Source organism: Acidobacteriota bacterium (genome assembly GCA_016700075.1).
Lineage (GTDB): Bacteria > Acidobacteriota > Blastocatellia > Pyrinomonadales > Pyrinomonadaceae > OLB17.
Genome location: CP065000.1, coordinates 3,213,551 through 3,239,644 on the forward strand (window position 1 = coordinate 3,213,551; position 26,094 = coordinate 3,239,644).

At 54.0% G+C, this 26,094-nt stretch carries 19 protein-coding genes; 5 read left to right on the plus strand and 14 right to left on the minus strand.

The window, feature by feature from the left end:
• Positions 1 to 33: 33 nt before the first annotated feature.
• From cas9 to IPM50_14610, 4 genes are all read right to left on the minus strand, one after another.
• A complete protein-coding gene (gene cas9, locus IPM50_14595; GenBank protein QQS32862.1) occupies positions 34 to 3,069 on the minus strand; it encodes a type II CRISPR RNA-guided endonuclease Cas9 in 3,036 nt (1,011 codons plus the stop codon).
• 187 nt (positions 3,070 to 3,256) lie between these two features.
• Complete coding sequence (locus IPM50_14600; protein QQS32863.1) at positions 3,257 to 3,613, minus strand: TraR/DksA C4-type zinc finger protein; 357 nt, start codon at positions 3,611 to 3,613, stop codon at positions 3,257 to 3,259.
• 2 nt (positions 3,614 to 3,615) lie between these two features.
• The gene (gene nhaA, locus IPM50_14605; protein QQS32864.1) at positions 3,616 to 4,965 is read right to left on the minus strand and encodes a Na+/H+ antiporter NhaA; all 1,350 of its coding nucleotides are present in this window, start codon (positions 4,963 to 4,965) and stop codon (positions 3,616 to 3,618) included.
• 33 nt (positions 4,966 to 4,998) lie between these two features.
• Positions 4,999 to 7,125 carry a S9 family peptidase gene (locus IPM50_14610; GenBank protein QQS32865.1) on the minus strand — a complete coding sequence of 709 codons (2,127 nt, stop codon included), beginning with the start codon at positions 7,123 to 7,125 and terminating at the stop codon, positions 4,999 to 5,001.
• A gap of 356 nt (positions 7,126 to 7,481) precedes the next feature.
• Here IPM50_14610 and IPM50_14615 point away from each other — a divergent pair, with 356 nt between their 5' ends.
• Positions 7,482 to 7,757, plus strand: a complete 276-nt coding sequence (locus IPM50_14615; protein QQS32866.1) for a hypothetical protein — start codon at positions 7,482 to 7,484, stop codon at positions 7,755 to 7,757.
• Between the two features lie 62 nt (positions 7,758 to 7,819).
• On the opposite strand, the gene IPM50_14620 is transcribed toward IPM50_14615, so the two are convergent.
• The gene (locus tag IPM50_14620) at positions 7,820 to 8,992 is read right to left on the minus strand and encodes a cysteine desulfurase (protein QQS32867.1); all 1,173 of its coding nucleotides are present in this window, start codon (positions 8,990 to 8,992) and stop codon (positions 7,820 to 7,822) included.
• 116 nt (positions 8,993 to 9,108) lie between these two features.
• Here IPM50_14620 and IPM50_14625 point away from each other — a divergent pair, with 116 nt between their 5' ends.
• The 3 genes from IPM50_14625 (at position 9,109) to IPM50_14635 (ending at position 12,299) form a co-directional block, all read left to right on the plus strand.
• The gene (locus tag IPM50_14625) at positions 9,109 to 10,269 is read left to right on the plus strand and encodes a radical SAM protein (protein ID QQS32868.1); all 1,161 of its coding nucleotides are present in this window, start codon (positions 9,109 to 9,111) and stop codon (positions 10,267 to 10,269) included.
• A 6-nt stretch (positions 10,270 to 10,275) separates the two neighbouring features.
• The gene (locus tag IPM50_14630) at positions 10,276 to 11,457 is read left to right on the plus strand and encodes a glycosyltransferase (protein QQS32869.1); all 1,182 of its coding nucleotides are present in this window, start codon (positions 10,276 to 10,278) and stop codon (positions 11,455 to 11,457) included.
• A 92-nt stretch (positions 11,458 to 11,549) separates the two neighbouring features.
• Positions 11,550 to 12,299, plus strand: coding sequence for an SDR family oxidoreductase (locus IPM50_14635; protein ID QQS32870.1), 750 nt, complete (start codon positions 11,550 to 11,552; stop codon positions 12,297 to 12,299).
• A 73-nt stretch (positions 12,300 to 12,372) separates the two neighbouring features.
• Here IPM50_14635 and IPM50_14640 read toward each other — a convergent pair whose 3' ends face one another.
• From IPM50_14640 to IPM50_14660, 5 genes are all read right to left on the minus strand, one after another.
• Positions 12,373 to 12,861: an SRPBCC family protein gene (locus tag IPM50_14640; protein QQS32871.1), complete on the minus strand. Its 489-nt coding sequence runs from the start codon at positions 12,859 to 12,861 to the stop codon at positions 12,373 to 12,375.
• A 63-nt stretch (positions 12,862 to 12,924) separates the two neighbouring features.
• On the minus strand, positions 12,925 to 15,729 hold the full coding sequence (locus tag IPM50_14645) for a hypothetical protein (GenBank protein ID QQS32872.1): 2,805 nt from the start codon (positions 15,727 to 15,729) through the stop codon (positions 12,925 to 12,927).
• A 182-nt stretch (positions 15,730 to 15,911) separates the two neighbouring features.
• On the minus strand, positions 15,912 to 16,670 hold the full coding sequence (locus tag IPM50_14650; GenBank protein ID QQS32873.1) for a hypothetical protein: 759 nt from the start codon (positions 16,668 to 16,670) through the stop codon (positions 15,912 to 15,914).
• Between the two features lie 97 nt (positions 16,671 to 16,767).
• On the minus strand, positions 16,768 to 19,371 hold the full coding sequence (locus IPM50_14655; protein QQS32874.1) for a hypothetical protein: 2,604 nt from the start codon (positions 19,369 to 19,371) through the stop codon (positions 16,768 to 16,770).
• Positions 19,368 to 20,804 carry a sigma-54-dependent Fis family transcriptional regulator gene (locus IPM50_14660; GenBank protein QQS32875.1) on the minus strand — a complete coding sequence of 479 codons (1,437 nt, stop codon included), beginning with the start codon at positions 20,802 to 20,804 and terminating at the stop codon, positions 19,368 to 19,370. Before IPM50_14660 ends, IPM50_14655 begins: the two co-directional genes overlap by 4 nt.
• 93 nt (positions 20,805 to 20,897) lie before the next feature.
• On the opposite strand from IPM50_14660, the gene IPM50_14665 reads away from it, so the two are divergent.
• Entirely contained in the window at positions 20,898 to 21,821 is a 924-nt protein-coding gene (locus tag IPM50_14665; protein ID QQS32876.1) for an RluA family pseudouridine synthase, read from the plus strand.
• On the opposite strand, the gene IPM50_14670 is transcribed toward IPM50_14665, so the two are convergent.
• From IPM50_14670 to IPM50_14685, 4 genes are all read right to left on the minus strand, one after another.
• Complete coding sequence (locus IPM50_14670) at positions 21,782 to 23,398, minus strand: D-aminoacylase (protein ID QQS32877.1); 1,617 nt, start codon at positions 23,396 to 23,398, stop codon at positions 21,782 to 21,784. The two genes, IPM50_14665 and IPM50_14670, sit on opposite strands and share 40 nt — an antisense overlap.
• A gap of 71 nt (positions 23,399 to 23,469) precedes the next feature.
• On the minus strand, positions 23,470 to 24,231 hold the full coding sequence (locus IPM50_14675; GenBank protein QQS32878.1) for a TerC family protein: 762 nt from the start codon (positions 24,229 to 24,231) through the stop codon (positions 23,470 to 23,472).
• Between the two features lie 39 nt (positions 24,232 to 24,270).
• A complete protein-coding gene (locus tag IPM50_14680) occupies positions 24,271 to 24,798 on the minus strand; it encodes a hypothetical protein (protein ID QQS32879.1) in 528 nt (175 codons plus the stop codon).
• 8 nt (positions 24,799 to 24,806) lie between these two features.
• Positions 24,807 to 26,090: a dihydroorotase gene (locus IPM50_14685; protein ID QQS32880.1), complete on the minus strand. Its 1,284-nt coding sequence runs from the start codon at positions 26,088 to 26,090 to the stop codon at positions 24,807 to 24,809.
• Positions 26,091 to 26,094 lie beyond the last annotated feature (4 nt).

Consider the following 26,094-nt stretch of genomic DNA (forward strand, 5'->3'; position numbering starts at 1 on the left):
TCCTTGAGACAAGCGAACCGCCGAAATTTTCAACTAATCGCCTGCCTTTGTCACTCTGCCGATCGGATCGACATCAACTTTCCGAATTATCCGCTTTAAGTTCGCGCCCTGCAGCTGTTTCACTACACCGGTCACATATTCGGCTCGTGAGTCCGTTATCGGGCGTGCAATTATGACGACCGTTCCGCCGCCCGACATCTTTTGAATCCTATAAAACCGCAATTCGCCATCATCTCCACGAAACTCAACGGTGTCATTGCTGCATAGCGAGAACATTTTGTTCCAATCGGAGCCGAGATCGTGCGGCTTCCAACTGCGTTGAGCCGCGTGAAATCGCGGGACCAGCACGGCCTTTCTTTCGCCGCTGTCCGTGTTCTCGAATATATCGACATGGTGATTGCCCGCGACCGGATAGTATTTGTATTCGCTCCCATCCGCATTCTTAATTCCGACGACAGTCTCCGATGACATTGCGACGAATGTGCGAACGGTCTTGATCTGCGTCTTGCCGTCTTTGTGAAACAGCGGCTCAGCAAAAGCTTTCTTTGTGTCGCCCTCGAACAGATCCAATCGGTCTTTGACCAATTGTTTCACCACCGGATCGACTATCTTTTCCACCTGAGGGGCCGTGATGCCCTCAAGCGACTTTCTGACAACGTAAATGCCGGGCTCTGCCGTCGCACCGTAGGCTGTGTCTTCGAGAAGCTGGCCGCGAACACGTCGCGCCGGAGCATGCGAAACGATAATCTTCTGGGTCGCTTCGTTCACATCGTCCAGAAATCCCGGCCATGGCTCGCTAAAGCCCGAAAGTTTTCGTTTCATCAGCTCGCGGTTGCGTCCCGCCAGATGCGAGATGTATTGATAAAGCCCTCGGTCGACAAGAGCAACCACGATGGCATCAATTGCGTGATGCCGGTGATCCCATCGGTTCTTTACGTCGATATCGCCATCGGAAAGAATGGCATTCACATGCCAAACGTGGCGTAGATTTGCCGTTGCTCCGCCCGCGACTACCTGAACATATTTCGATTCATCGGGACTGTAAGGGTAAAGCTGGCGAAGGTATCCGCGAACCTCGCGGCAAATGTATCGCGTGTCAGAAAGCAGACGTCCGGCCCAATCATTGTTCTGCTTGTTGTATTTTTCGGGATGCTCGATCTCGTCACGCGTCATTTCAAATTTACGGCGTTTTCCGCCCGGCAAGTCCTTTACGCGTTCCATCAATTCGAAGAACTGCTGGCTCTCGCGGTCGTATATTTCGCCCGGTGCCCGATTCTTTTTAACCTCACGGTTGAACTTCGCATCGCAGATGGTTTTGTTCATATACGAATCGTCGAAACACCGTGAATAGGGAATGATATGTTCGAGGTCTACAAGGCCGTCATCCAACAGAGTCTCGGGTGGGATCTCTTTGCCGGTATAAGGACAATGTCCGCCGGATTCTTCCCACAGCCGAAACTTTAGCTTGTCCGTGCCGGAAATGTTCTCAAGACCGAATTTTTCCTTAAAGAACGCTTCGGCTCTCTCATTCGCCTTTTTGTTCGCGTTCTGCTGTTTCATGGCAGCCTCTTTTTGAAGCGCGGTAAGCTTGAGGTCACGAGCCATCTCGACGCGGATCTCGTTGGGAAGGCCGTATGTTCGGATAATGGCGTTAACAACCTTTCGCGTTTCGCAGAGAGCCTTGTAAACGACAGGATTGCGTAGATCCTTCGGCGGCATTTCCAGTTTGAGATATTCTTCACTGCCAAAAACCTTGCGATGATCGCCGTAGATAGCGGTCACAGCTTCGTCATATCGTTTGCCGATCATCATAAGCGGCAAAACCTTGCGAATAGCCTTAAGCGAAAGACGGCTGTAGCCGTCTTCGAGCTTGTGCCAAACGCTGCGAAGCTTGGCAACGGCTTCGTCATCAAATCCCCAAAATTCTTTCAATCGACCGTCGAGGGCAATTTCATTCTCGATCCGGAATAGCTCCTCGACAAGACGGTTTTGCTCTTCCTCATTGAACGAGTCCCAAGGTTTCGAAGTCTTTTTAAGAGCATTGCGAAAATAGTAAGCCGTCGTATTGCCTTTTATCTTCTTGTCATTGGCTTGAAGATTGATGCGGACATCGTCGCCGATCTTCAAAAGCTTGCGGAGCTTGTCGTACTTTATTACTTCGTTCCGTTCGAGCTCGTCGGCAAGCCGCAGCTTCTCTTCGTCAGTCAGCGGACGCCAATTTAGAGATTCGGGGTCCTGAAGTTGAAGATTGTTAATGTCCTGCCAATAACGAATACGCTGTGCTTCCTGCCGTGCCAGATCACAGCGCTTCTTGTCAGGCTCAAAGGTGCATTTTCCGATCAGACCCCGCTGCGATTTCGGCGGACGCTGGTAGAAAATGATGTTCTTGATCTTTGCCTTAAGCTGATCATTCAGGATCGCGGGGTAATGAACAGACTGAGCAGACCAAATGGATTCAAATTCGTGCTCCGACATTGTGCGGTGAGTGAAATATCCGCGCTTTTTTGGCTGTGCTGCCAAATATGAACCGACTGACGGGTGACCATCGCGTTCAAGAGCCTCGCGGACTGCCTTAATGCCTCCGAGAACCTTGCCGTCGTCGCCGCTTTCACCCGTTTTTCTGTTGCTAAGAAAACCACGGCGTTTAGACAAATGATAAAGTGCCCGTCCTATTTGGAACGGCTCAAGCTTTTCGTTCAAAGCTCGCACTCTTAGCTCATAAGGATCGCCGAGCGTTGTAAAAATATGTTCCGACTTTGCCGCGTCAATTGTCGGCAACAAACCATTTTCACAAAGAAGCGACCGAAGGTCGTCTCGCCGCATTGCTTTTCGTCGCACAAGCCTTCGTTGTCCTCGATTCATCCGTCGAGCCCGATTCTTCGGTTCATTTGTTTTTGCTTCAGTTGTTGTAGGAAAGATGCGGACACCGCAGTCGACGATTTCTGCGGTGATCTGACCGTCGTCATTTCGAGTAGGCTTTCCGTGCTCATCGCACTGCATGCGCAGCAACGCCCATCCAACTGAAGTAACGCCGAGATCAAGGCCAAGAACCATTTTTGAGGATGTCATGGAAATCTCTCTAAGTGCTTGCATTTTGAGTTCTGTTAATATACCATACTGCTTGTTTAGTAGATAAGAGAATACGTTACTTCTCATAACAAGAAGTATTTCGTAGGCTCTGCCGGTAACGGTAACCTTGGCCCGCGTGGAAACACCCGGGCCTTTTATTTTTATATCGAGTTCCGATCCTGGTCGCTCAATTCTCTTGCAGGTCGCGGAGGCAGGGGGTGCACATTTCGGTGTCGGGGATGATCTCCAGGCGTTCGTCGGGAATGTCGTCGCCACAGATGCGGCAGATGCCGAAGCGGCCTTTATCAACGAGGCGGAGAGCGGACTTTAGGCGTTCGAGGTATTCCTGACGCTGGCGGCGGATGGCGAGCTGCATTTGCTGCTGTTGCATGGCGTCGAGCCGCGAAAGACGGCCGATGGCGTTGTCGGGTTTTACGGGAGCGGAGATGCCGTCGGTGTCGTCAAGCTGGCCGCGGACCTTTTCGATGAGAGCATCGAGAAAGGCCCGCTGCCGAGTTTCACGTTGTTCGGGCGTTTCTGCCATCGCTAACTCTCGCCGTCGCCGTTGCCGTTGCCATTCGCGGGGAGCGGGCTGCCCATACGAAGGATCAGATAGCCCAATACACCGCCGATGCCGGACGCGATAAAGATGCCGAGTTTCGCCTGCAGAATGTGATCAGGATTCGTAAACGCGAGTTCCGTGATGAATATCGACATCGTAAATCCGATCGATGCCAGCAGCGATACGGCGTAGATCTTTCTCCACGTCACGCCCTCAGGAAGTTCGGCGATCTTCAGCCAGACCGCGAGTTTACTGAATATCGCGATCCCGATGGTCTTACCGAATGTCAGGCCGAACCATACGCCCAAAGTCACGGGACTCGCGATCTGCTGAAAGAGGTCTGCGGTCATCGTTATGCCGGCGTTCGCAAACGCGAAGATCGGAAGTACGACGAAAGCGACCAGCGGGTGCATCCCGTGTTCGAGCCGCTGCAGCGGCGTATCGACGGCGTTCGTGTATTTGCGGATGCTGTCGATGGCATGAAGCTGGTCGGGGCTGATGAGGTCCTTCGGCCCTTCTTCCGCGTGTTCAAAATGATCTGCCTCCTTGCGGAGATTTGTCAGAAAGCTCCTTGCGTCGATCCTTACCGTCGCCGGAATGGTCAACGCAGCCAGCACGCCTGCGATCGTCGCGTGAACGCCCGACAACAGAAACGCCAGCCACAAACCGCCTATACCGACGATGCCGTAGAAAACAGGCGAACGCACGCCGAGCAGATTCGCTCCTATCAGCACCGCCATGAATACGCTGCCTAGCCCAAGGCTGAACAGCGAGATGTCCGACGTGTAAAAGAACGCGATCACGAGAACCGCTCCGATATCGTCGCCGATGGCAAGTGCGGTCAGGAACACCTTCAAGGCAAGCGGGACACGTTTGCCGAGGAGATAAAGAATTCCGAGCGCGAAAGCGATGTCCGTCGCCATCGGGATGCCCCAGCCCGAAACGCTGTCTGTGCCTGCATTAAATCCAAAATAGATCAGCGCCGGCACGATCATGCCGCCTGCGGCTGCTGCAAGAGGTAAAGCCGCCTTCTTCGCGTTGGAAAGCTCGCCGCCGATGATCTCGCGTTTTAGTTCGAGGCCGACAACGAAGAAAAAGACCGACATGAGCCCGTCGTTGATCCAGTGATGGAGCGACTTGGAGATCTGAAAGTCAGGCGGGAAGCCAATCGTGAATTTGTATTTCCACAGCTCATGATAGAACTCGTGTAACGGCGTATTTGCGACGATCATCGCAAGCACGGCGGCAGAAAACAGTACGATGCCGCCCGCCGTTTCATTGGCGATGAACTTGTTCACAGGGCGCAGTATGACGTCGATCCTATTTTGTCTCATAATTGTTCGTGTCGCACGTGAAAGCCCGCTTGGCTATTTCATTTTCAGGTTCTTGAACAGGAATCCGAAGATGTCGGTCTGTTCTTCGATCTGCTTTGAAACCGGTTTGCCGGCACCGTGTCCGGCCTTTGTTTCAATGCGGATAAGTATCGGAGCGTCGCCGGCCTGAGCGTATTGCATCGCAGCCGCATACTTAAAGCTGTGGGCAGGGAAGACGCGGTCGTCGGTATCGGCCGTGGTCACAAGCGTTGCCGGATATTTTGTGCCCGGTTTCGCATTGTGCAGCGGCGAATAGGCGTAGAGAACTTTGAACTCGTCCGGCTTTTTCGGGTCTCCGTAATCAGATTTCCAGAACGCACCGACGGTGAATTCGGTAAATCTGACCATGTCCATCACTCCGACCGCCGGCAATGCCGCACCGAAAAGGTCGGGCCGCTGATTCAGCACCGCTCCGACGAGCAGCCCGCCGTTCGAACCGCCCTGAATGGCGAGTTTCGGCGTGCTCGTGTACTTTTTGTCGATCAGAAACTCCGCCGCCGCGATGAAGTCGTCAAAGGTGTTCTGCTTTTTCAAGACCGCACCGTTTGCCCACCATTCTTTACCGTATTCGGCACCGCCGCGGATGTTTGCGAGGGCAAAGATCCCGCCCATTTCCATCCAGACGGCTCGAGAGACCGAGAAGCCGGGTGTCTGCGAAATGTTGAATCCGCCGTAGCCGTAAAGGATCGTCGGGTTGCTGCCGTCGAGCTTAAGACCCTTCTTGTGGGCAATGAACATCGGGACACGCGTGCCGTCCTTGCTGTTGAAAAAGACCTGTTTCACCTCGTATTTCGAGCCGTCAAATTTCACCGGCGATGTGCGAAAGACAGTGCTCTTGCCGGCCTTCATATCGTAGTGATAGATGGTTGCCGGTGCATTGAAGCTGGAAAAGCTGTAGAAGGTTTCGGTCGCATCCTGCTTGCCGCCAAAGCCGCCTGCCGAACCGATGCCCGGCAGTTCTACGTCGCGAACATGCTTACCGCTTTTGTCGTAGATCTTGATGTTCGTGTAAGCGTCCTTCAGGTAGTTCGCCACGAATTGGTTGTTGATCATCTGCACGCTGTTCAGCGTGTATGTCGATTGTGGTATTACATCTTTCCAAATGCGATCTCGGGCCAGGACGTTAACGCTAACGAACTTCCCGCGTTCCGCATCCTTATCTGTGCGAAAGTAAAATACGGGACCATCATTGCCGACAAAGCCCCAGCTGTTCGTACGCTCGCTGATCAGGGGAACGACCGGCGAATCGGGACGCGTAAGGTCCTTGAAATGAACCTCGTTCATCCGCTGGGTGCCTTTCGAGGTGGAGATCACATAGTACTTACCGTCCTCCGTAACGGTACCGCCGGACGTCAGTTCGCCGTCGTCATTACGCTCGTAAATGACCTTATCTTCAGAGATGGGCGTGCCGAGTTTGTGGAAATATATCTTTGGGAAGCGATTAGCGGCACGAAGTTCCGCTCCGGACTCCGGTGCCGGATAGCGTTGGTAATAGAAACCGGAGTTATCCTTTGCCCAAGAAACACCGCCCTGCCGGTTTGGCGGAAGGGTATCTGAAAGGTACTCGCCGGTGTCGGTATTCATTATCCGCCACTCCGTCCGGTCAGATCCCGAACGCGAGATGCCGTATGCCCACAGTTTGCCGTCGTCCGTAAACGACGAACCACTCAAAGCGGCTGTGCCGTCGGTCGAGAGCTTGTTCGGGTCAAAAAAGATCTTACCCTCATCCTTGATCGAAGAGGCACGATATAGAACGCTCTGGTTCTGTAAACCGTCGTTACGCGAGTAAAGGTAAAAACCTTCGGCGATCTTTGTCGGGGCAGAGATGCGCTCGTAATTCCATATCTCTGTCAGACGCTCGCGGATCTTTGCCCGCTGCGGGATCGCGGCTAAATACGAGTCTGTCAGCTTATTCTGCGCTTCGATCCACTGCTGGGTTTCGGCAGATGCTGTGTCTTCCAGCCAGCGGTAAGGGTCAGCGACCTTCGTTCCGTGAAAGTCATCGACCTGATCGACGCGTTTCGCGTCAGGATATTTCAGTTTCTGCTGTGCAGGGACCGCCGAAAATGAAAAAGCCGTAAGTACAAGAAGAGCTGCAAACTTGCGAATGGTCTGGTTCATAGATACCTCGAAAAAACTGTAAACAACAGTATAATCGCCGCATTTCCGCCTGCCAACTGTGTACGAAGTATCCATTTACTGCGTGCATACTTTGTATCCAAATCACGAAAGCATTGAAAATAAACAGGTTACTGAATATGGTGCGACGAAGTGTATAAGCTGTATACACTTTTGCGCACGGCCGAAATTGTTTTCAATCTCGATTTTGGCGTTCGGTAAACTGTTGAAAACAAATAGGTTGTAATTTTTCTTTTCGTTGTGGGACGCCGTGGCACGCTCCTTGACATATAGAAGGGCGAAACGAAGCAATAAGGCTTCAGATCTACTAAAAATAACCTTTTGGAGAGGAGAATAAAATGAAAAAGACAATCACCACGATCACCTTGGCACTCGTTATGGGCTTCACGGCTACCTTCGCAAACGCAGGTATCATCGTCAGCGACGGCATCATCGTCAGCGACGCTAAGAAAGGCTGCCAGTCGAAAGAGAACGGTGGCATCATCGTTTCGGATTTCCTTCGCTCGGTCATCCGCTACATCGAAGGGATCATCGTCAGTGACGGCATCATCGTCAGCGATTCGAAAGGCTGCACGGACAACAACAGCCGTGAAGGCATCATCGTCAGCGACTAGTATCTGACCTCCCACCGGGAGGAATGTGGGCCTCGTCGGGGAACCGGCGGGGCTCCTTTTTTTTATGCGGAACTTCCGAGTTTGCGAAGCGTCTCGACCGCTGCGGGAAGCACCTCAACAATGCGGTCGATGTCTGCAGAGGTGTTAAAACGCCCGAGGCTGATCCGAAGAGCCGAACGAGCACGGTTGTCGTCTTCGTTCAAAGCTCGGATAACCGGCGACGGTTCGAGCGTTCCCGATGAACAGGCCGAACCCGTCGAGACGGCGACACCCTGCATATCGAGATTGATCAGCAATGCCTCGCCTTCGGTGCCTAGGAACGAGATGTTCGAAATATTCGGGATGCGTTGATCCCGGTTGCCGTTGAAAATGATATTCGGCACGGCGTCGGCGAGGCGGTTTTCCAGATCATCACGGAGATGTTTTTGCCGTACCGCTTCGTTTTCCATTTCCGCGGCTGCGAGTTCAAATGCCTTTCCCAGCGCAGCGATCAACGGGACGCTTTCGGTCCCGCCGCGGCGGTTACGTTCCTGATGTCCGCCGATATTCTGCGGATGCAGGCGGACGGAACGCTTGATATAGAGCGCACCGATGCCTTTGGGAGCGTAAAGCTTGTGCCCCGAAAGCGAAACCAGATCGCAGCCGATCACATTTACGTCAACTGGGATCTTGCCGACAGCCTGAACCGCGTCGGTATGGAACCATATCTTTCGGCCGGAATCTCGAAGTTCTTTGACCAACGAGCCGATCTCTGCGACGGGCTGCAGTGTGCCGATCTCGTTATTTGCGGTCATTACGGTTATCAGAACCGTTTCATCACGAATGGCCGAACGGATGTCATCAACGCTGACAATGCCCTCCGGGCAGACTGGAACATAAGTGACCTCGTACCCGCGTTTTTCAAGGTCGGCGCAGACGTTCTTGACCGCCGAATGTTCGATATTGGAGGTGACGATATGGCGGCCGTAGTGTTCGTTTGCTTCGACGAGGCCGCGAATGGCGAGATTGTTGCTTTCCGTACCGCCTGACGTAAAAATAACCTCATTCGGCCGAGCGTTTATCAGGCGGGCGACCGATTGCCGAGCGGCGTCCACGGCGGTGCGTGCTTCCTGGCCGAAATAGTGAATACTGGACGTATTTCCGTAGCTTTCCGTCAGAAAAGGCATCATCGCCTCTACGACCCGCGGATCGACGGGCGTCGTGGCACTATTATCGAGATAAACGCGGCGGAACATATCAACATCTTAACTGTTGTATTACATTGCTGAAAGTGCTTTGAATACGATACATTTTAGATGGCGAATTGTGCCGATAGAGCTGCGAAAGAAACTGCCGCGGCGAGGGAATAATAATGGATTTTGCGACAAAAGAGATATTTAAGCGATACGCGAGCATATTCGTGGGCCGGCCGATCTCGCCGGTATTTTTGAACATACTAGTAACGAGCGTCTGCGACATGCGGTGCACGCATTGTTTTTTCACCGAGGAGCTTGACGACCGCGGGCGCAAGAAACAGCAGATGAAATCCGATGAGATCGCCAAGATATCGGAAACTCTGGGCGGAAATCTGGGCGTTCTGGTGCTCGCGGGCGGCGAGCCTTTCACTAGAAAGGACCTGCCGGAGATCGTTCGTGCTTTCTACGAGAACAACAAGCTCGACAGCGTTTATCTGATGTCTAACGGCCAGATCCATCAGCGTATATTCCCGGATGTCGCACGCATCATGGACGAATGTCCGAATCTGAATGTCTCGGTCGCTCTCGGCATCGACGGCATGAAAGAGGCGCACGAAAAGATCCGCCGCAAAGACGGAAGTTGGGACAAGGCCATTCACACCGCACGTACTCTGCAGCAGATGAAACGCGAGCAGTATCCTCAGCTAGATATTCAGACCTGCACCTGCGTGATGCACTCGAACGAAGATACGATATTTGATTGGTACGATTTCCTGAAATACGACCTCAAGCCGGACAAGGTGAACATCAACTACATCCGACCGCCGTCTGCGGACCCGAACGAGCTGAATTTCGACCATAAGCGTTACGAGCAGCTCTCGCAGATGATACTTGAGGACACGCGTTCTGCGGCATTGAAGAACCACTACGGCGGCAAGTCCGGCATTTTCAAAGCCGCGGTCGATATCTACATGCACGATGTCATCGCAAAGACGAAAGCCGAGGACAAGGCTCAGTTGAAGTGCTACGCAGGCAGTGCCGGTGCGGTCATTTACGATACGGGCGATCTGTCGTCGTGCGAAACCAAGACCGAGGTGCTGAATCTGCGTGATTACGACTGGGATTTTCAGGCTGCTTGGAACACCGATCTGATGAAGGCTCGCCGTAAAGAAGTGGCGAACGGCTGCCACTGCACGCACGAATCGAACTGCTTCTATCCGTCGCTGCCGTTCAATCCCGGGCATCTGGTCAAGATCAAGAAGCTCGAAAAGGAAATGCGAAAGGCCGCGACATCGAACGGCTTCGCCGCTGCTCGGGAAGTGGCTTTGAAAGCCTGAGCTTTAATGCAGCCGAACACTCCAAAGGTCCTCATTATCTCTTCCGATACGGGCGGCGGGCATCGCAGTGCCGCGCAGGCGATCGCGGACGGGCTTGACCGCTTTTGGAAGGGTGAATCGGCGGCCGTTCGGATCGTAAAGGCCGTCGAGGAATCGCATCACGTCACTGAAAAACTCGTCGCGGTCTATAACTGGATGCTTCGTCACAGGCAGGGTTGGATGAAGTATCTTTACTGGGCCGTCAATAAGATACGCCCCGAAACGCGGGAAATTTTTCATAAACGCTGTATCGGTTTTGTTCGAGAACAATTCGAAAAATGGTGCCCGCACATCGTCGTCAGCGTTCATCCGCTGACGCAGCACATTTTCGGGCGAATACTTCGCGAACTCAACCTCGCAGGCCAGATACCGCTCGTTACCGTAGTCACCGATCCATGTTACGGATTTTGGAAGGGCTGGGCTTGCGACGATGTTTCGCTGTATCTCGTAGCGAACGAGGACGCAAAGCGGCAGCTTGTCGATTACGGCGTCTCGCCTGAGAAGATCAAGATCTCAGGAATGCCGGTGAATCCGAAATTCCGCGTCGCCGATGAAAAGGACGCCCAGGCGGCCCGCCAAACCTTCGGACTGGATCCGGATAAATTTACCGTTTTTGTGAACGCGGGCTGGGTCGGCGGCGGCAATATTCCGAAAATATTTCGCGAGCTTGTCCGCGGCGAACTCGACGTGCAGGCGATCTTTCTCGCCGGCAAGAACGAGGAATTGCGAGCTGAGGCCGAGGAGATCGCGAGGTCTGCGAAGTTTCCAGTTAAGGTCATCGGTTACTCAGACGACATCGAGAAATTGATGCAGTCCGCCAACGTCATGGTGTCGAAACTCGGCGGCCTGACGACCTTCGAGGCTCTTGCATGCCGTTTGCCGATCATCGCAGACACAACGACGCCGCCGATGCCGCAGGAAGCCGGCACCGTCGATCTTCTGTCTCGAAAAGGAGCAGGAATACTGCTGAAAAAGCCTTCAGAGATAGTGCCGATAATTCGCGAACTGCTTGCGGACAATGGCAAGTATTCGCGAATGTGTGATGCGACCGAGGGGCTGACGATGCCCGATTCTACAGAGCAGATCATTCGGGAAATTGAAGCGCTGATTCCAAAGGCCCAACATGCGGACGCCGCTGCCGCCGCTTAATTCACACCGCTGCTTGTCAGCAACAACCGCATCTATTAACCTTGTCATTTGGTATTTTCGAACACTATAAGTGTCGGCAGAGGTGAGTTAACTTGAGTCTTTTACTCGAAGGAAAACGTGCGTTCGTATCGGGCGGGACACGGGGCATCGGAGCGGCGATCTGCGAGATATTCGCACGCGAAGGTGCGGATGTGGCGTTCAATTATCATTCCAGCGAAGACCTGGCGAAAGAAGTCGAGTCGAAGATCGAGGCGCACGGCCGCCGAGCGTTGAGTTTCAAGGTGTCGGTAACAGACCGCTACGGTATGAAGCATGTCGCCCGTGAGATAAAGGACGCCTGGGGGCCGATACAGATCTTGGTCAACAACGCCGCGGTGAACAAACCTGACAATTTCGCCACCACCACCGACAAGTCTTGGGATTGGGTCGTCGATACGAACGTGAACAGCCTGTTCGCGGTTACGAAGCCTTTCTACAAACAGATGCTCCGCGAACGCCACGGGCATATCCTGAATATCACGTCGGTCGGTGCAATACGCAGCCTTCCAACTTCGGTTCACTACGCGACGTCAAAGGCAGCGATGATAGGCTTTACGAAATGCCTTTCGCGCGAAGCGGCGAATTTCGGGATCTCGGTGAACGCCATCGCCGCCGGCATCTTTGACACCGACCTCGGCCACTCATTGCCGGACAGGTTAATTCAAATGCACGATTTTTGGGTACCTAAAGGCCGCAAGGGCGACCCGAAAGAACTAGCGGAATTCGCCGCCTTTATGTGTTCGGACCGGAACAGCTTCATGAGCGGCGAGATAGTGATCGTTGACGGCGGGGCGATAACGTAGCGAGTTCCCGCGAAACTCACGAAATCCGCGGAACAAGAAGTTTGCTTCCCAAAAGATCCCTGTGTTCAGAGGGTTAATTTCCTTCCAATTTATTTTTAGCTTTTTCCATGAAGACGCGGATCATGGCGGAAACGCTTTTGGTCATTTCGGCGCTTATCAGGGCTTCGCCCGCCACGCCGGCGAGAAAGTGAAGTTCTCGTGCCTTTTCGCGGCGCAGTTCGACGTGTTCGGTAAAACGCATTCTAGTGACTCCCGGTTCTGGATACTGAAAATCGGCGGAAAACCGCAGCAGATTGCCGGATTCGATATTCACCGGTCCCCATTCGATGCGGTCCTCGCTGCTCTCTTCAAGCTTTACGGCGAAGTTCTGCTCCATCTTTCCCACAACGGGAATCTCAGCCGCAACCCGCCAATGTGCAACGCCGTCCTTATCCATCCGGATCGAATCGACTCCAGGCATAAGCTCGGCAAAATTCTGCAGATCAAGGAAAAATTCGCGAACGCGGGCACCTTCGGCCCGAATCTCGATGTCGTCAGTGAAACCCGCTTTTATAGTAAACATAAAGAGTCTAAGTCATTGCACTCCGGTAGGTCTTGGAAGTCTGAAGATCCCGGTTGATCCCGTTTAAAAAATTCCGTTGAACGCAATCGCGTTAAAGAACGGCCGTGTCGCCGCACGGGTCATACCGCGGTAGAAAGGATCTTCGGCGAAAAGCACTATCTGGCCGCCGCCCATTTTCTCACCGATGATATACGACGTGCCGGACAGCAGGCGTTCCGTATTTCCTTCCCAGACAAAGCCGGAGACGGTCAGCGGTGTTTTCTGCTTTTCGTCAAAAACGAAAGCGTTCGTGCCTTCTTTTGAATACCTAAAGAAATAACCGCTGGCCAGAAGAACCGGCAATTCGTTGCGTTCTAAGCCGTATGTCAGATATGTCGTGCGGTCGACAGTCGCTCGGAACATCGCACCGGGCAGCGGTTCAGGGACCTTGTTGGCATCGGCTGACGGCGACGCAATAGGCGGTAGGCCCGGAGCGATCCATTCATAACGATCGACGGGTTGGCCGGTGATCGGCTCGGGCGTCGCGGCGGGCTGTTCTGTCTTCGCGGTGCCTGTGTCTTTCGGTTTCTGATCGTCATCCTCACTGCCGACGAGTTTTGTCGAGGTCAGAGCAACGTCTTTCAGAGCGGCAAAGACCGAAGAGCCGCTGATCGTGATTATGGTGCCGCTGTTCGCGGCGAAATCTTTCAGCGTGCTGACGCCCTGAGCTCCCAGCTGACGCATATATTGGCCGGGCTGGCCGTCGGGCAAAATGAGGACATTGAAGCCGCGCAACGCTCCGCCGCGTATCGACGAGAACGCCATCGGCGTGAACTTAATACCGTATTTATCGAACGTCCACCAGATCGAACCGAAAGACTCCTGTCGGACGCCTTCGTCCGCCGCGACGACGATCTTCGGCTGCACCAGCGAAATAACGTTCTCACCGCCGACGCTGGTATCGCCCTCGTCAGAGTAACCTGAATTGACAGCGACGACATTTACGCCCATCTCACGCGAGAATTGTGCGATCGTGTCGTGAACCGAGTTCGGATTCCGGGAAACGCGCAGGACGAAAGTGCCTGCGTTCCAGTTGCGACCCCCGGCGTTCAGGCGACGCGTTGCGACGGCGACCTTGTAGCCCTTTTGCATCAGACGCAGCACCATCGCCGAAGCAGCGTCGGTCTCGTAAGGAATGACGTACGCGATCGAGGCACGGCCGGAAACGCCGCCGCGTTTTTGTGCTTCGACGTAAGTGTCATCGACCATTCGCGACGGGAACGAACCCGTTTCGTCGGACCACCATGCATCGATGCCGAATGAGAGCGGCATCGACCAAGCGGTAATATCGTAGAATCCGTACTCCTCTTTTGGTTGGCCTTTGCCGCGCATCTGATTGCGGCGGAAACGAGCCATGTTGTCCTCGACGAACGCTTTATCCTGCGGAGTGTCCTGCTCAAGGACCGCTTTCAGATAGACACGCTGCGGCTGGTCGAGGTCAATAACGTAGGTACCGGCAGGGAAACGACGCGAGGCGGGCCGGGCGTTCTTTTCGAGATATGTTCGTGCGGCCGGCGATATGAAAGGCTCGGTCGCGACCTTTACTTCGGCCTTTGAAAGCCGAAGAACTTCGATCATTTCAGCGGCCTTCACTCGGTCGCTCGTGGGGTCGATTATGACCCGTTTGAGGGGCGAACGTGTATGTTCGGCCATAGCACGCGAGCGGAAATCGTAGAAATCCTTAATGCGGTCGGTCTTAAATTTTCCGTTCGTTTCGAGCGTGGTCATTGACGCGACGTAATGTTTCGCGATCGACGATCTGAAGGTAACGATCGTGCCATCGTCGCGGGTCCAGTTCAGACCCTTGAAGCCGCCGCCGTCCGTTTCATAGGTCATGCCGGAGGCTCCGTTCAGCGACGGATACATATCCCAATAGCCGGGATAGAACGCATCGAAAATATCGCGGACGTAATAGTCCCAATTCTGCCGGTCAAACGCGGCAGCATTTGCACGGCCGTAAATGTCGAGCCATTTGTTGTACTGCGGCTGCGGCAGATTTGGATTGATCGGCAATGCGACAGGCGGGAAAAAATATTGCGACGGCTGGCCGTGATGATCGACGGCAAGCTGCGGATTCCATTCCAGATAGGCCCGCTGCATGTTCCGCGATTCTTTTTGCGTGAATGCAAGCGTGTCGCGATTGAGGTTAAAACGGTAGTGATTAACGCGGCCCCAAACCGACCACGGTTCGCGGTGTTCGATGGCGAAGCGGTTCGCGTCGCCGATCGCGACGGAGTTATACCATGTAGCGAAACGCTCGTGGCCGTCGGGATTTTCGCCCGCGAGCACGAGCACGACATTGTTCTTCAGAATATCCAGCGTAGCAGGCTCGTCGGATGCGGCTAGCTGATAGACGACCTGCATGAACGCCTCGAACGAGGATGACTCGTTGCCGTGTATCGTGTACGCCATCCATGCGATGGAAGGGTTGCGTTCGGCAATGGCCGCTGCTTCTGCAGCCGTTGTTCGCCGTGGATCGGCGAGCCTCGCGTTCTGTTCGCGGATATCGTCGATACGTGCCATGTTCTCCGGCGAAGATATCGCGATCAGGTACTGCATCCGATGCTCGTTGGTTAGGCCTATCTCGTAGATCTTGACGCGTTCAGGCGCAGCCTTTGCTATCGCAAAGATCACCTGTTCCATCTGACCGTACGTTGTATGGTGCTCGCCTACGTCGTAACGCAATATCTTCTGCGGCCGCGGTACGTTCTCGCGATACGGCCCGCGCGCGTAAAAATCGAACGTCGGTTCGGTTTCGGCGAAAACCGGATTTGCGATATTAAGGAGAACAATAAATAGCGAGACAAAGAGAAGTTTGTGGTCTTTCATTTGGATTGGAAATCGGCAGCTAGAGTATAGCAAATTGAATCGCCTTCGAAGCAAACAGACGGGCAACCGAATCCTCAACTTTTCAGCGAGCATTACCTAGGATTTGTAGGCCTTAAATATTGACCTAAATGCGGGCGATGGTGGTGATCAATGAAATATCATAGACACAACGGAATCAAAGTTTAGTCAGCATTTTGGGCACGCACAGATACTTTCGAATCTCCGTCTGTATAAACAGAGAATTTCGTTCCTGCAGGAATGATTGCTGCTTTACCCTTTTTGAGCCCCCATAAAAGGCCGACAGGCCCCAACAATACCGTTGTCAACACCGTAGCAACCGCTACCGATCCGGCGCTGCTCCCGCCTTCTAGTGTCCTAGAGAATCGCATGGGGATTCGCGATCCGTCGACTAATTGAAGTTCCTGCATAGCCCATTCCAGCTTGCCGGTTCGTCCCCAGCGTCCGGCTTTTTTCGCGTTGGTAATTCGAGCGGTAGCATTTGCTCCCTTTGCGGCAACTACAATACCGTCAATCTCGACATCCCGTACAACGGTTAAATCAACGATGTCGCCGATCTTAGCTTCTTCACCGCTCAAATTGTTCTTGAGTTGGACCTCGACCTCAGTGCCATCAGAAATTGTCAACACCCTTGACTCTGCCACCTTCCCACCAGGGGAGACACCAGGTTGACTAGGAAACATCGCCGCGAGCACCGCGTCATCAACGCCAGCTTGTTTTAGCCTAACTAATGCGTCGGTCGAAAGGTCAAATGAAGTTTTAGAAGAACGGATCTTACTGATGATAACGGATTTCTCAATGCCTGCCTGGGTTAAAATGATGATTGAATCATTTGTCAGGGGCTCGTCATCCTGTGCCAAGAAAGGTGGAGTCGTAAAGCTAACCAGAGACAAAACAAGAATGAACGAATAGATTTTTCTCATAGCTTTTAACCTCTTCAACTCTTTTGTTAATGCAACGCCGTTACGCTAACAGATTTATCCAACCATGACAAGTAACTAATAGTAGGTCGCAGGCGATTTAAGATTCCACAATCAATCGCTCAAAAGCCGTTCGAATCTCAAATCTTGAAAATAGGGAATTATGGTAATTGCGGGTATCTGTAGCCGGAGGTACACCCGTAGTTCTCCCAATAGTCAGACGCAGTTCGTGGTCGATCGCTGAAAGTGTTGTGTGTCCGCGGCGGAGGGTTTCGAGGGCTTCACGGGATACGCCTGAATCGTCGGGAATTTCGCTGATCAGGCGGTCGATGATGTGGCCGGTAGAGCGGTCGTCGCCGGTGTCGGGGATGTTGTAGCGAAGCTGCAGATACCGCGTTGCGAAATATACATCGAGCAGGCCGCCTTCGCCGTATTTGATGTCGATCTCGTCCTTACGGCGTGTGCGGGCACGCGATTCGAGTGCTTTGCGAATGCGAAGGGTCTCGCTGCGGAGCTCTTCGGGATCGCATTCGAGTGCTTTGCGGTGAATTATCTCGCGGGCACGCTGTTCCACCGACTCGCCAAGTTTGCGGCTGCCGCCGGCAGAGCGAAGTTTAACGAATGCGAGATATTCCCAGATCTCCGCCTTGGTTTCCAAGTATTCCAGAAAGGCCTCGGCCGGCAACGCGATCAGGCCTTTGCTGCCGTAAGGCCGCAGCCGCAGATCGACGCGATACATGCGGCCGTTGCGGGTCATCGCTGAAAGAGCGTTAACAAAGATCTCGACCGCTTTTGCGTGTTCTTCGTAGCTGCCATGTTCAAAGACCAGGACAATATCAAGATCGGAATGATGGTCCATTCCGCGGCCGCCAAGTTTGCCAAGTGCCAAAACCGCAATATCGCATGCGGGCTCAGTCGGCAGGCCGCGATGTCTTAATTCGATCTCAGCGACAAGCAGCGCGGCGTCGATCGATGCTTCGGCGAGTAGCGTTAGGCGGCGTTTTACCTCTGCAATGTCGACGTCGCCGCGGCATTCTGAAAGGACGACGTCATAAACATACTCATTCCAGACCGAGCGGAGACGGGTCAGGCGTTCATGGGACGTTCGCGCTTCCCGAACGGCATTTGCCAAACTTACAGCGTAGTCATTGGGGACTGTCGCTGGCGAATCCGCCTCGCCGCGATCCGGCATTCCGAGCGATGTGAAATAGTCGGCAAAGAACGGTGCATTTTCTCGGAGCAACGCCGCGGATGGACTTTCAGAAAGGATCAAGTCATTGGCAGCGGCCATTTTTACCGGCGTATACGCTGGCTGTGATGCTATATTTGCCGTTTCGGCTGAGCCAAGGACGCGGTCGAAAATGCGTTTTACATTCGCTGTATGCTGTTCGAGGAAAGGCTGAAGCGGCTCGGACATTGCGAACGTCATTCGATCCGAGATAACTCGCTGTTTATCACTGTCGTCGGGCACGACGTGTGTTTGCAGGCCGTTCTCCATCTGCAGGATGTGTTCGAGCTGACGCAGAAAGGTGTAGGCGGCGGCAAGTTCGGAATGTTCTGTCGACGTGATGTGGCCGCGTTCCACAAGGCGTGCGAGGCTGATCAGCGTGTGCGGCGTTCGCAGCCATTTATCGTCACCGCCGTACGCCAGCTGCAAAGCCTGAGCAATGAACTCGATCTCGCGAATGCCGCCGCGGCCGAGTTTTACGTTATAGCCGCGTGTAGAGTCTGATTCCGCGTCGATCCGTTCTTTTGAAAGGCGGACGTTCTCGAGCGCTTCGCCTACGCTTTGACCGGCGACAAAAACAAGGTCCTCGACCGATGTGAAAAACCTACGAAAGAGTTCACCGTCGCCCGCTGATGAACGCGAACGGATCAATACCTGGCGTTCCCACGGCCGCGCCTCTGTTTCGTAGTATCGAATGGTGTCGGCTAATGACATCGCGAGCGGCCCCATCGTCCCGTGCGGCCGCAGTCGAAGGTCAACACGATATGCTCCTTCGCTGCCGGAACCGCTGACCATTTTCGTCGTCAATTCGGCGAGCTTTCCAAAATATTCTCGGTTCGTCACGCTGCCGCGGCTGCCGCCGGCGGTCGTCCCTTCGTTGGAATAGAAAAACACCAGATCGATATCCGACGCGTAATTAAGTTCGCGCGAACCCAGCTTGCCCAACGCGGCGATGCAGACGGTCGAACGCAGCACGCGGCCCTTTTCATCGGTTTCCCGCGGCATTCCAAAACGGCTGTCTGCCTCATTCAGAGCGAGATCCAATGCCGCCTCGAGGATGGCGTCGGCAAGGTTTGATATCTCTTCAGTGATCTCTGCAATGGTCGCCAGGCCGCGAATGTCGCGAAGGAAAATGCGGAGCAGTTCGCGGCGTCGAAAGCGTGAATAGAGCGTCTGCGGGTCGAGCTGCGAATTGGTCAGAGCGAAGCGGGCCAATGATTCCAGCAATTCTTCCTTGCTGCGAACAGCCGTATTTTTCCGTTCGCGGTCGAGCCAGGTTATGTATTCCGGATGCTGAAGCACGGTCGTTGCAAGCAGCGGCGAGAATGCCGCGATCGCCGAAACGTCGGCAAAAAGCGGCTCATTTGCCGAAAGCTTTTTGTATTGCGAAGGTTTTTCGGATTCGAGGCGTTCGAGGAAGCGCCTGGCCGCTTCGGCGTCCGGCAGGGAATCGATGATGTGGCCGTCTGCGGTCATCTTTTAAAACGCCTAGCGTCGATGGCGTATTTCTTTATCTTATAGCCGAGAATGCGTTCTGTGGAATCGAGCATCGCTGCCGCACGCGCAATGTTGCCGCGTGTAGATTTCAAAGCGTCCTGTATGAGGTCCTTTTCAAATGCGGCAATGGCTGATGCGAGCGTGACATTGGCCTCAGTTCCGCTTTCTTCGGCTGTTTGCAAAGTCGGCGGCAGATGGCGGCCGTGGATAACGTTGCCGTCACAAACGGCGACCGCCTTTTCGATCACGTTCTCAAGCTCGCGGACATTTCCCGGAAAGTGATAAGCCGTTAGCATATCGATCGCCGGTGTCGAGATCCGCAAAATGTTCTTGTCTAGCTTCTTCTGATATTTCGAAACAAAATATTCCGCCAAAAGCAGCACATCCGAACCGCGGTCGCGGAGCGGCGGCAGCGTGATGGTGAAATTCGACAGACGTGCAAGCAGCGGCGTTTCGATTGGATCTTCGGCATCACGGTCGGTCGCGGCAATGACGCGAAGATTCGGCAGCCGTTCGGTCGAAAGCTCGCTTCTCACTGAACGCGGCGTTTCGATTATAGCGAGCAGTGTGGCCTGCATCTCGTCAGGCAATTCAGCTATGTCTTCGATGAACAGCGTGCCGCCGTCGGCAGGTGCAAGAAGATCGCGCCCGCCATTATGTGAGGCGGTGGTCGCAGTATCGAGTTTGACGAACGATCGATTGGAGCGAAGGCTCGAGAAGTGAATGGCCTTGGCGGCGAGGTCTTTGCCCGTACCATGCTCACCCCGGAGCAGAACAGATATATTCGAGCGTGCGACGTTCGCGATCTGATCGAGCACGCCGCGCATCGGTGCTGATGTTCCGACAATTGTCTCGACGGCAAAACGTTCTCGCATCTCATGTTTCAGGCGTCTATTCTCTTCAGCGAGTTTGAGCCGTTCTTGGCCTGCTGCATGCTCGACGCGGAGTGAATGGGCAAAAAGCGACGCGAATGCATCGAGCGTTTCGATGACGATGCCTTCGTTGGCGTCCTGTTTGTCGCCAAGCCCGCACGCAAGCATTCCTGCACAGTTCCCGCGAAATATCACAGGTACGGCCGCCAATTTGCCGGCCCGTGTCGAAAATGCAAGAAAATCGAGCCGTGCGTCCGTTCGGAGCTCGTCGATCACAAGAGGCTGCGGTCTGGAGATCATCGACCACAGGGAACTCTTGGAAAGCCGCGATTCCAAACGGCGAAAGTCAGCGGCGGCAAGACCGAAGCTTGCTATCACTTCGGCGATGGCGGTATCTTCACGCGGCGCGGCGAGGAAAACGAATGATGGAGAAAGAGATTCTTCAATGCCTGCAACGACGGCTTCGCCGCATTCACGGACGCCGGAAAGGGAAGCGAGCTTGTTCGCGGTCATTCCTAGCGTTCTGAAGCGGTCAGGCATATCGTATCGTATTCCTACAATATTGTAGGATGATTGCCCGCGAATCACGAATCTCAACGGGCATATGTTTGTTTTGAGCGGTAAACTTTGAGTATGTTCTGCAGATACGAGTTTGTTGTCGAGCCTGAGTACAAAAAGTACCGGTTGGAGGACTATCTGCTCGATAAACTGCCTCTTTTCAGCAAGATGTATCTGCGTCACACCATTCGCGACGGCGGCTGCGAGGTGAACGGAATTCACGAAAATATCGGCAGAAGGCTGCGAGCGGGCGATTTCGTAGAGATAACGCTGGACGAAACACGCGGAAGATCGATGCGTCCTGAAAAGATCGCCCTAGAGATAGTTTTCGAAGACACGGATCTGATTGTTGTGAATAAGCCCGCCGGAATGCTGGTCCATCCTTCGCACCGTGAGAACAGCGGAACGCTGCTGAATGCGATCGTTCACCATCTGAATGCGGGATCGTCGCCCGATCGTTCGGCCGTACGTCCGGGGCTCATACACCGTCTGGACAAAGACACTTCAGGGCTCATTGTTGTCGCAAAGAATGCGCGTTCACATCGGATCCTAGCGGGGCATTTTATGAAAAAGCGAGTTACTAAACGTTATCTCGCCTTGGTTGAGGGAATCGTTGAAGAGAACGAAGGCGATATCGTCGCACCGATAGGCCGTTACGATGAACTGAAACATTGGAGTGTTAAGGCAGACGGGAAATATTCAAAGTCGAGGTTCTGGGTCATCGAACGACGTGCAGATACCACGCTGATCGAAATGGAGCCGATCACGGGCCGCACGAATCAACTGCGGATCCATTGCGAGGCGATTGGACATCCGATAGTCGGCGATGTGAAACGCGGCGGGCGTGAATTCGAGCGTCTTTGCCTGCACGCGTGGAAACTCGAATTTCCGCATCCTTCGGGCGGCGGGATAATGAGCTTTTCAGCAGAGCCCGACGGCGGCGTTTTCAAAGTCGAGGCTCACGGACGTGAAGGGTCCGTTTCGACCGGCGGCCGATAGCCCGGCCCGCGAATGCTTTGGCCGGACATTGTTCCTGTCATTTTTGTGCCGTCGAAAACGACCTTTCCGTTCACGATCACATTTGAAAAACCGACCGCATACTGATGCGGGTTTTCGAATGTCGCTTTGTCGCCCACGGTCTTATCGTCAATAATAACAATATCGGCGACAAAGCCCTCGCGTATCTGGCCGCGGTCGCGGAAGCCGAAAGTGTTCGCGGGAAGCGAGGTCATTTTGCGGATGGCGTCTTCCAGGCCGAGAATTTTCATCTCGCGGACGTAGCGGCCGAGAAAGCGTGCATTGTTGCCGTAGCCGCGAGGATGCGGGACGCCGGAACCGAACTGCCGCACGCCGCTGTCTGACGCGAACATTGTGAACGGCGCCTTCATAATTGTTTGGACGTCTTCCTCGCTCATTACCTGATATACCATCTGCGCCCCGCCTGCGTTGTACATCTCAAATATCTGATCGATCTGATCGTCAAGCGAATCGGAATTACGAACGGCCTTCGTTATCTGGGCGATATTCTTGCCGTTAAGTTCGGGATTCGTTCGGTAATTAGCAACGTAGGCAAATGCGTAATCTGCAAAACCGCGTTCTGCGAGGCCGCGTTTCATAGATTCGCGTATCTTTTCGCGCGTTTCGGGGACGCCGATGCGTTTTTTGCCTTCCTCGCGACCTCCTGCTATAGCCCAAGTGGGTAGACGTGCATCGAGTGAGGTTGACGATGCAGGATATGCGTATTGATCGATCGTTACGTTCAATCCTCGACGGCGGGCGTCCGCTACGAGATCGAGTGTCATCGGGCTTTTGCCCCAGAGCGACTTAGCAGAGATCTTGAAATGCGAGATCTGCACCGGCATTCTTGCCGCCTCACCGATACCGATTGCTTCGTTGATCGCATCGACAACGCCCGTGCCTTCGTCGCGAATATGGCTGGCGTAAATGCCTCCGTATTTTGATGCCGCTTTTGCAAGTTCGACCACCTCAGGAGTTTCCGAATAGGTCCCGGGAACGTATATCAGGCCTGTCGCGAAGCCGACGGCACCTTCACGCATCCCGCGTTCGACGAGTTCATTCATTTTCTGCTGCTCTTCGGCGGTCGGAGCTCGGTTCTCAAGCTCCATCACTCGCGAGCGAACCGAATTGTGGCCGATCAGCGTCGAGATATTTATCGCCAGCGGATCCTTCTTTATGCGGTCGAGGAAATCGCCGACGTTTGTAACAGAAGTGCCGCAATTACCTGTGATGAGCGTGGTGACGCCCATTCGGATGAAATTCTCGGCCTGTGGATATTCATAGATATCTTCTGTGTGGGCATGAACGTCGATGAATCCGGGGGCGACGATCTGGCCTTTTGCATCGATCACCTGTTTCGCTTTTGTTTGATCGAATCGGCCGACAGCGGCGATGCGGCCGTCCCGAATCGCGACCGAACCGTTGAACCAAGGGTTACCGGTGCCGTCAACGATGCGGCCGTTTATGATGACGACGTCGTAGGTTTCCGCGGTCTGGATCGCGATGCCTGAAGAAGCCAAAATAAGCAGAAGCGTGAGCGAAACAAGTTTTTGCAACATAAGGAAAAGATGCCCCGAAATCGTTGAGCAAGTCAATGTTTCGGGGCTCTAATTTGTGGATACGACAGAACTTATACGGCGTTCGGAGCTCGGCTGTCGTGGAGCGGGCCGCGGAGCTCGATCGGCGGTGCGGAGCGCTTGCGGATCTTCATATTCAGGAACTCGACAAAGACCGAGAACGCCATTGCGAAGTAGATGTAGCCCTTCGGAATGTGTACTTCGATACCTTCAACGACTAGCGTGAAGCCGATCAGCAGCAGGAACGCTAGGGCAAGCATCTTGATTGTCGGATGACGCTGAACGAACGCTCCAATGGGTCCCGCAAACAACATCATCGCAATTATCGAGACAACTACCGCTGCGACCATTACGGCGATCTGATTGACCATACCGATCGCGGTGATGACCGAATCAAGCGAAAAAACGATATCAAGTAGGCCGATCTGAACGATGACCATTCCGAAAGATGCATAGACCTTTTTAGCTGCGTGGCTCTCCTCGCCTTCAAGTGTGGTGTGTATCTCGTGCGTAGACTTAGCGATCAGGAATAACCCGCCGAGGATCAGGATCAGGTCGCGCCCTGAAACTTCGTGTCCGAAAACCGCGAACAATGCTGCCGTCAGGCCCATCACCCAAGAGAGCGAGAAAAGCAGTATCACCCGCATTATCAAGGCCAGTGCGAGGCCGATGAAACGGGCGCGCGGCTGCTGCTCGGGTGGGAGCTTTCCGGCAAGGATCGAAATAAAGATTATGTTGTCGATGCCAAGGACGAGTTCAAGTACGGTCAGGGTCGCGAAGGCGATCCAGATCTGCGGGTCGTAGAGGAGTTCCATATTTTTACCCGTTAAGTTTTACCTTTTTCGAGGCCGAACCTATTCGTCTTCGTAAGAGAATTTACAGGGTTTCGCTGCCGATGCGTCAGCTAACCGGCGTGCGACGACGTTCTGATTCGTCTGAGGCCGAACAACGTCAGTTACGCATGAGCCATCGGGCGTGATCTTTGATACGACAAGCAGCGAAGTTACCTTGTGGGCGTCTTCCGGGTTTTCGCTGATGTTGAAACGGACGATCAAAGCGAAGGGAACACCGCGTCGGACGCGCCACTCAGCTTTACTTCCGAGGTAAGAGAATGCACTCGATACATCCCAAAACTTGAGCTGACGCTGTCCGCCGCCCGGCGAGATCACGTCGATCGATTGCCGTAGGTCGCCTTCGACGGCGTGGAGTTTATAGCCACCGACGCCTTTGCATTCCCCGCGGTAGAGCCCACCGCCTTCTTCGTCAAGTTCAAGTGTCTTGCATTTACTCGCGTCAAGGTCGGTGTACACGCTGGTGACCTGTGCAGAGGAATGCGCCGCGGCAAATAGGACAATTGCCGAAATAAAAATAAGGAACTTCATAAGTATGTCTAGGCCTTAAAGACCAACCTTCCGCTGACGAATGTGGCGACCGCTCTGCCGGTAAACTCCCATCCGTCGAACGGCGAGTTTCGCGAACGCGAACGCGATTCGGCGTTACTATACGCCCATTTCAATTCGGGGTCAATCACCGTAATATCGGCGATGGAACCGGGCCGCAGAGTGCCGCGTCCTTCGAGGCTGAAAATGCGTGCGGGGTTGGCCGAACACATCTCGACAAGACGTTCGAGGCTAATGATCCCTTTGTGGACAAGCTCGTTGAATGCAAGGCCGACGGCGGTTTCCAGTCCCGTAATTCCCATCGGTGCCCGGTCGAATTCGAGAGCTTTTTCGTCGTGATGATGCGGTGCGTGGTCTGTTGCGATGGCGTCGATGGTGCCGTCTTTTATGCCTTCGATGATGGCGTCAACGTGCTCTTCGGAGCGGAGCGGTGGGGCCATCTTGTAGTTGGTATCGTAGCCTTCAACGTATTTGTCGGTCAGCGTGAAATGATGTGGCGTGACTTCGCAGGTAACATTGATGCCTTCATTCTTCGCACGTCGAACGGCCTCAACAGCACCCTTCGTCGAAACGTGGGCGATGTGAACATGGGCACCAGTGTCTTGCGCAAGAATGATATCGCGGACGGCATCGATGTCCTCGGCGAGTGCGGGCATTCCTTTGAGGCCAAGCAAAAGCGAGACGCGGCCTTCGTGCATTACGCCGCCGGCGGACAATGACTTGTCCTCGCAATGATCGATCACCGGCAGGCCGAAATCTTTCGCATACTGCATCGCACGCCGCATGATGCCGGCGTTCGGCACAGGACGCCCATCGTCGGAAACTGCGACGGCACCCGCCGCTTTCATCTCGCCCATTTCCGCCAGCTCGGCCCCGTCAGATGATTTCGTGATAGCGCCGATCGGAAAGACGTTCGCTGAACCAGCGTGCTCGGCCTGCTCGATCATGTAGCGAGTAATAGCTGCATTGTCGTTTACGGGATTCGTATTCGGCATCGGGCAAACTGACGTCCAGCCGCCAGCCACCGCCGCCGCACAACCCGAAGCGATCGTCTCCTTATGCTCCTGACCCGGCTCACGCAAGTGAACATGCAGATCAATAAACCCCGGCGCCACAAGCAACCCCGTCGCGTCAAAAACCTCGCAACCCTCAGGCTGCGTTTCGTTCGGCCGAAGCCACGCAGAAACTTTTCCGTCCTCAATGAGAACGGACATTCCCGTATTTTCCTGAGCGGCCGGATCGATCAGATGGCCGTTTGCGATAAAAAGCTTCATAGAA

Bases quoted from the DNA above. Each gene is read 5' to 3' on its own strand.
- IPM50_14615 (QQS32866.1), top strand. From the start codon at position 7,482: ATGAAAAAGACAATCACCACGATCACCTTGGCACTCGTTATGGGCTTC.
- IPM50_14640 (QQS32871.1), bottom strand. From the start codon at position 12,861: ATGTTTACTATAAAAGCGGGTTTCACTGACGACATCGAGATTCGGGCC.
- IPM50_14655 (QQS32874.1), bottom strand. From the start codon at position 19,371: ATGACCGCAGACGGCCACATCATCGATTCCCTGCCGGACGCCGAAGCG.
- IPM50_14680 (QQS32879.1), bottom strand. From the start codon at position 24,798: ATGAAGTTCCTTATTTTTATTTCGGCAATTGTCCTATTTGCCGCGGCG.
- IPM50_14600 (QQS32863.1), bottom strand. From the start codon at position 3,613: ATGGCAGAAACGCCCGAACAACGTGAAACTCGGCAGCGGGCCTTTCTC.
- IPM50_14645 (QQS32872.1), bottom strand. From the start codon at position 15,729: ATGAAAGACCACAAACTTCTCTTTGTCTCGCTATTTATTGTTCTCCTT.
- nhaA (QQS32864.1), bottom strand. From the start codon at position 4,965: ATGAGACAAAATAGGATCGACGTCATACTGCGCCCTGTGAACAAGTTC.
- IPM50_14665 (QQS32876.1), top strand. From the start codon at position 20,898: ATGTTCTGCAGATACGAGTTTGTTGTCGAGCCTGAGTACAAAAAGTAC.
- cas9 (QQS32862.1), bottom strand. From the start codon at position 3,069: ATGACATCCTCAAAAATGGTTCTTGGCCTTGATCTCGGCGTTACTTCA.
- IPM50_14670 (QQS32877.1), bottom strand. From the start codon at position 23,398: ATGTTGCAAAAACTTGTTTCGCTCACGCTTCTGCTTATTTTGGCTTCT.
- IPM50_14685 (QQS32880.1), bottom strand. From the start codon at position 26,090: ATGAAGCTTTTTATCGCAAACGGCCATCTGATCGATCCGGCCGCTCAG.
- IPM50_14630 (QQS32869.1), top strand. From the start codon at position 10,276: ATGCAGCCGAACACTCCAAAGGTCCTCATTATCTCTTCCGATACGGGC.
- IPM50_14675 (QQS32878.1), bottom strand. From the start codon at position 24,231: ATGGAACTCCTCTACGACCCGCAGATCTGGATCGCCTTCGCGACCCTG.
- IPM50_14610 (QQS32865.1), bottom strand. From the start codon at position 7,125: ATGAACCAGACCATTCGCAAGTTTGCAGCTCTTCTTGTACTTACGGCT.
- IPM50_14620 (QQS32867.1), bottom strand. From the start codon at position 8,992: ATGTTCCGCCGCGTTTATCTCGATAATAGTGCCACGACGCCCGTCGAT.
- IPM50_14650 (QQS32873.1), bottom strand. From the start codon at position 16,670: ATGAGAAAAATCTATTCGTTCATTCTTGTTTTGTCTCTGGTTAGCTTT.
- IPM50_14660 (QQS32875.1), bottom strand. From the start codon at position 20,804: ATGCCTGACCGCTTCAGAACGCTAGGAATGACCGCGAACAAGCTCGCT.
- IPM50_14625 (QQS32868.1), top strand. From the start codon at position 9,109: ATGGATTTTGCGACAAAAGAGATATTTAAGCGATACGCGAGCATATTC.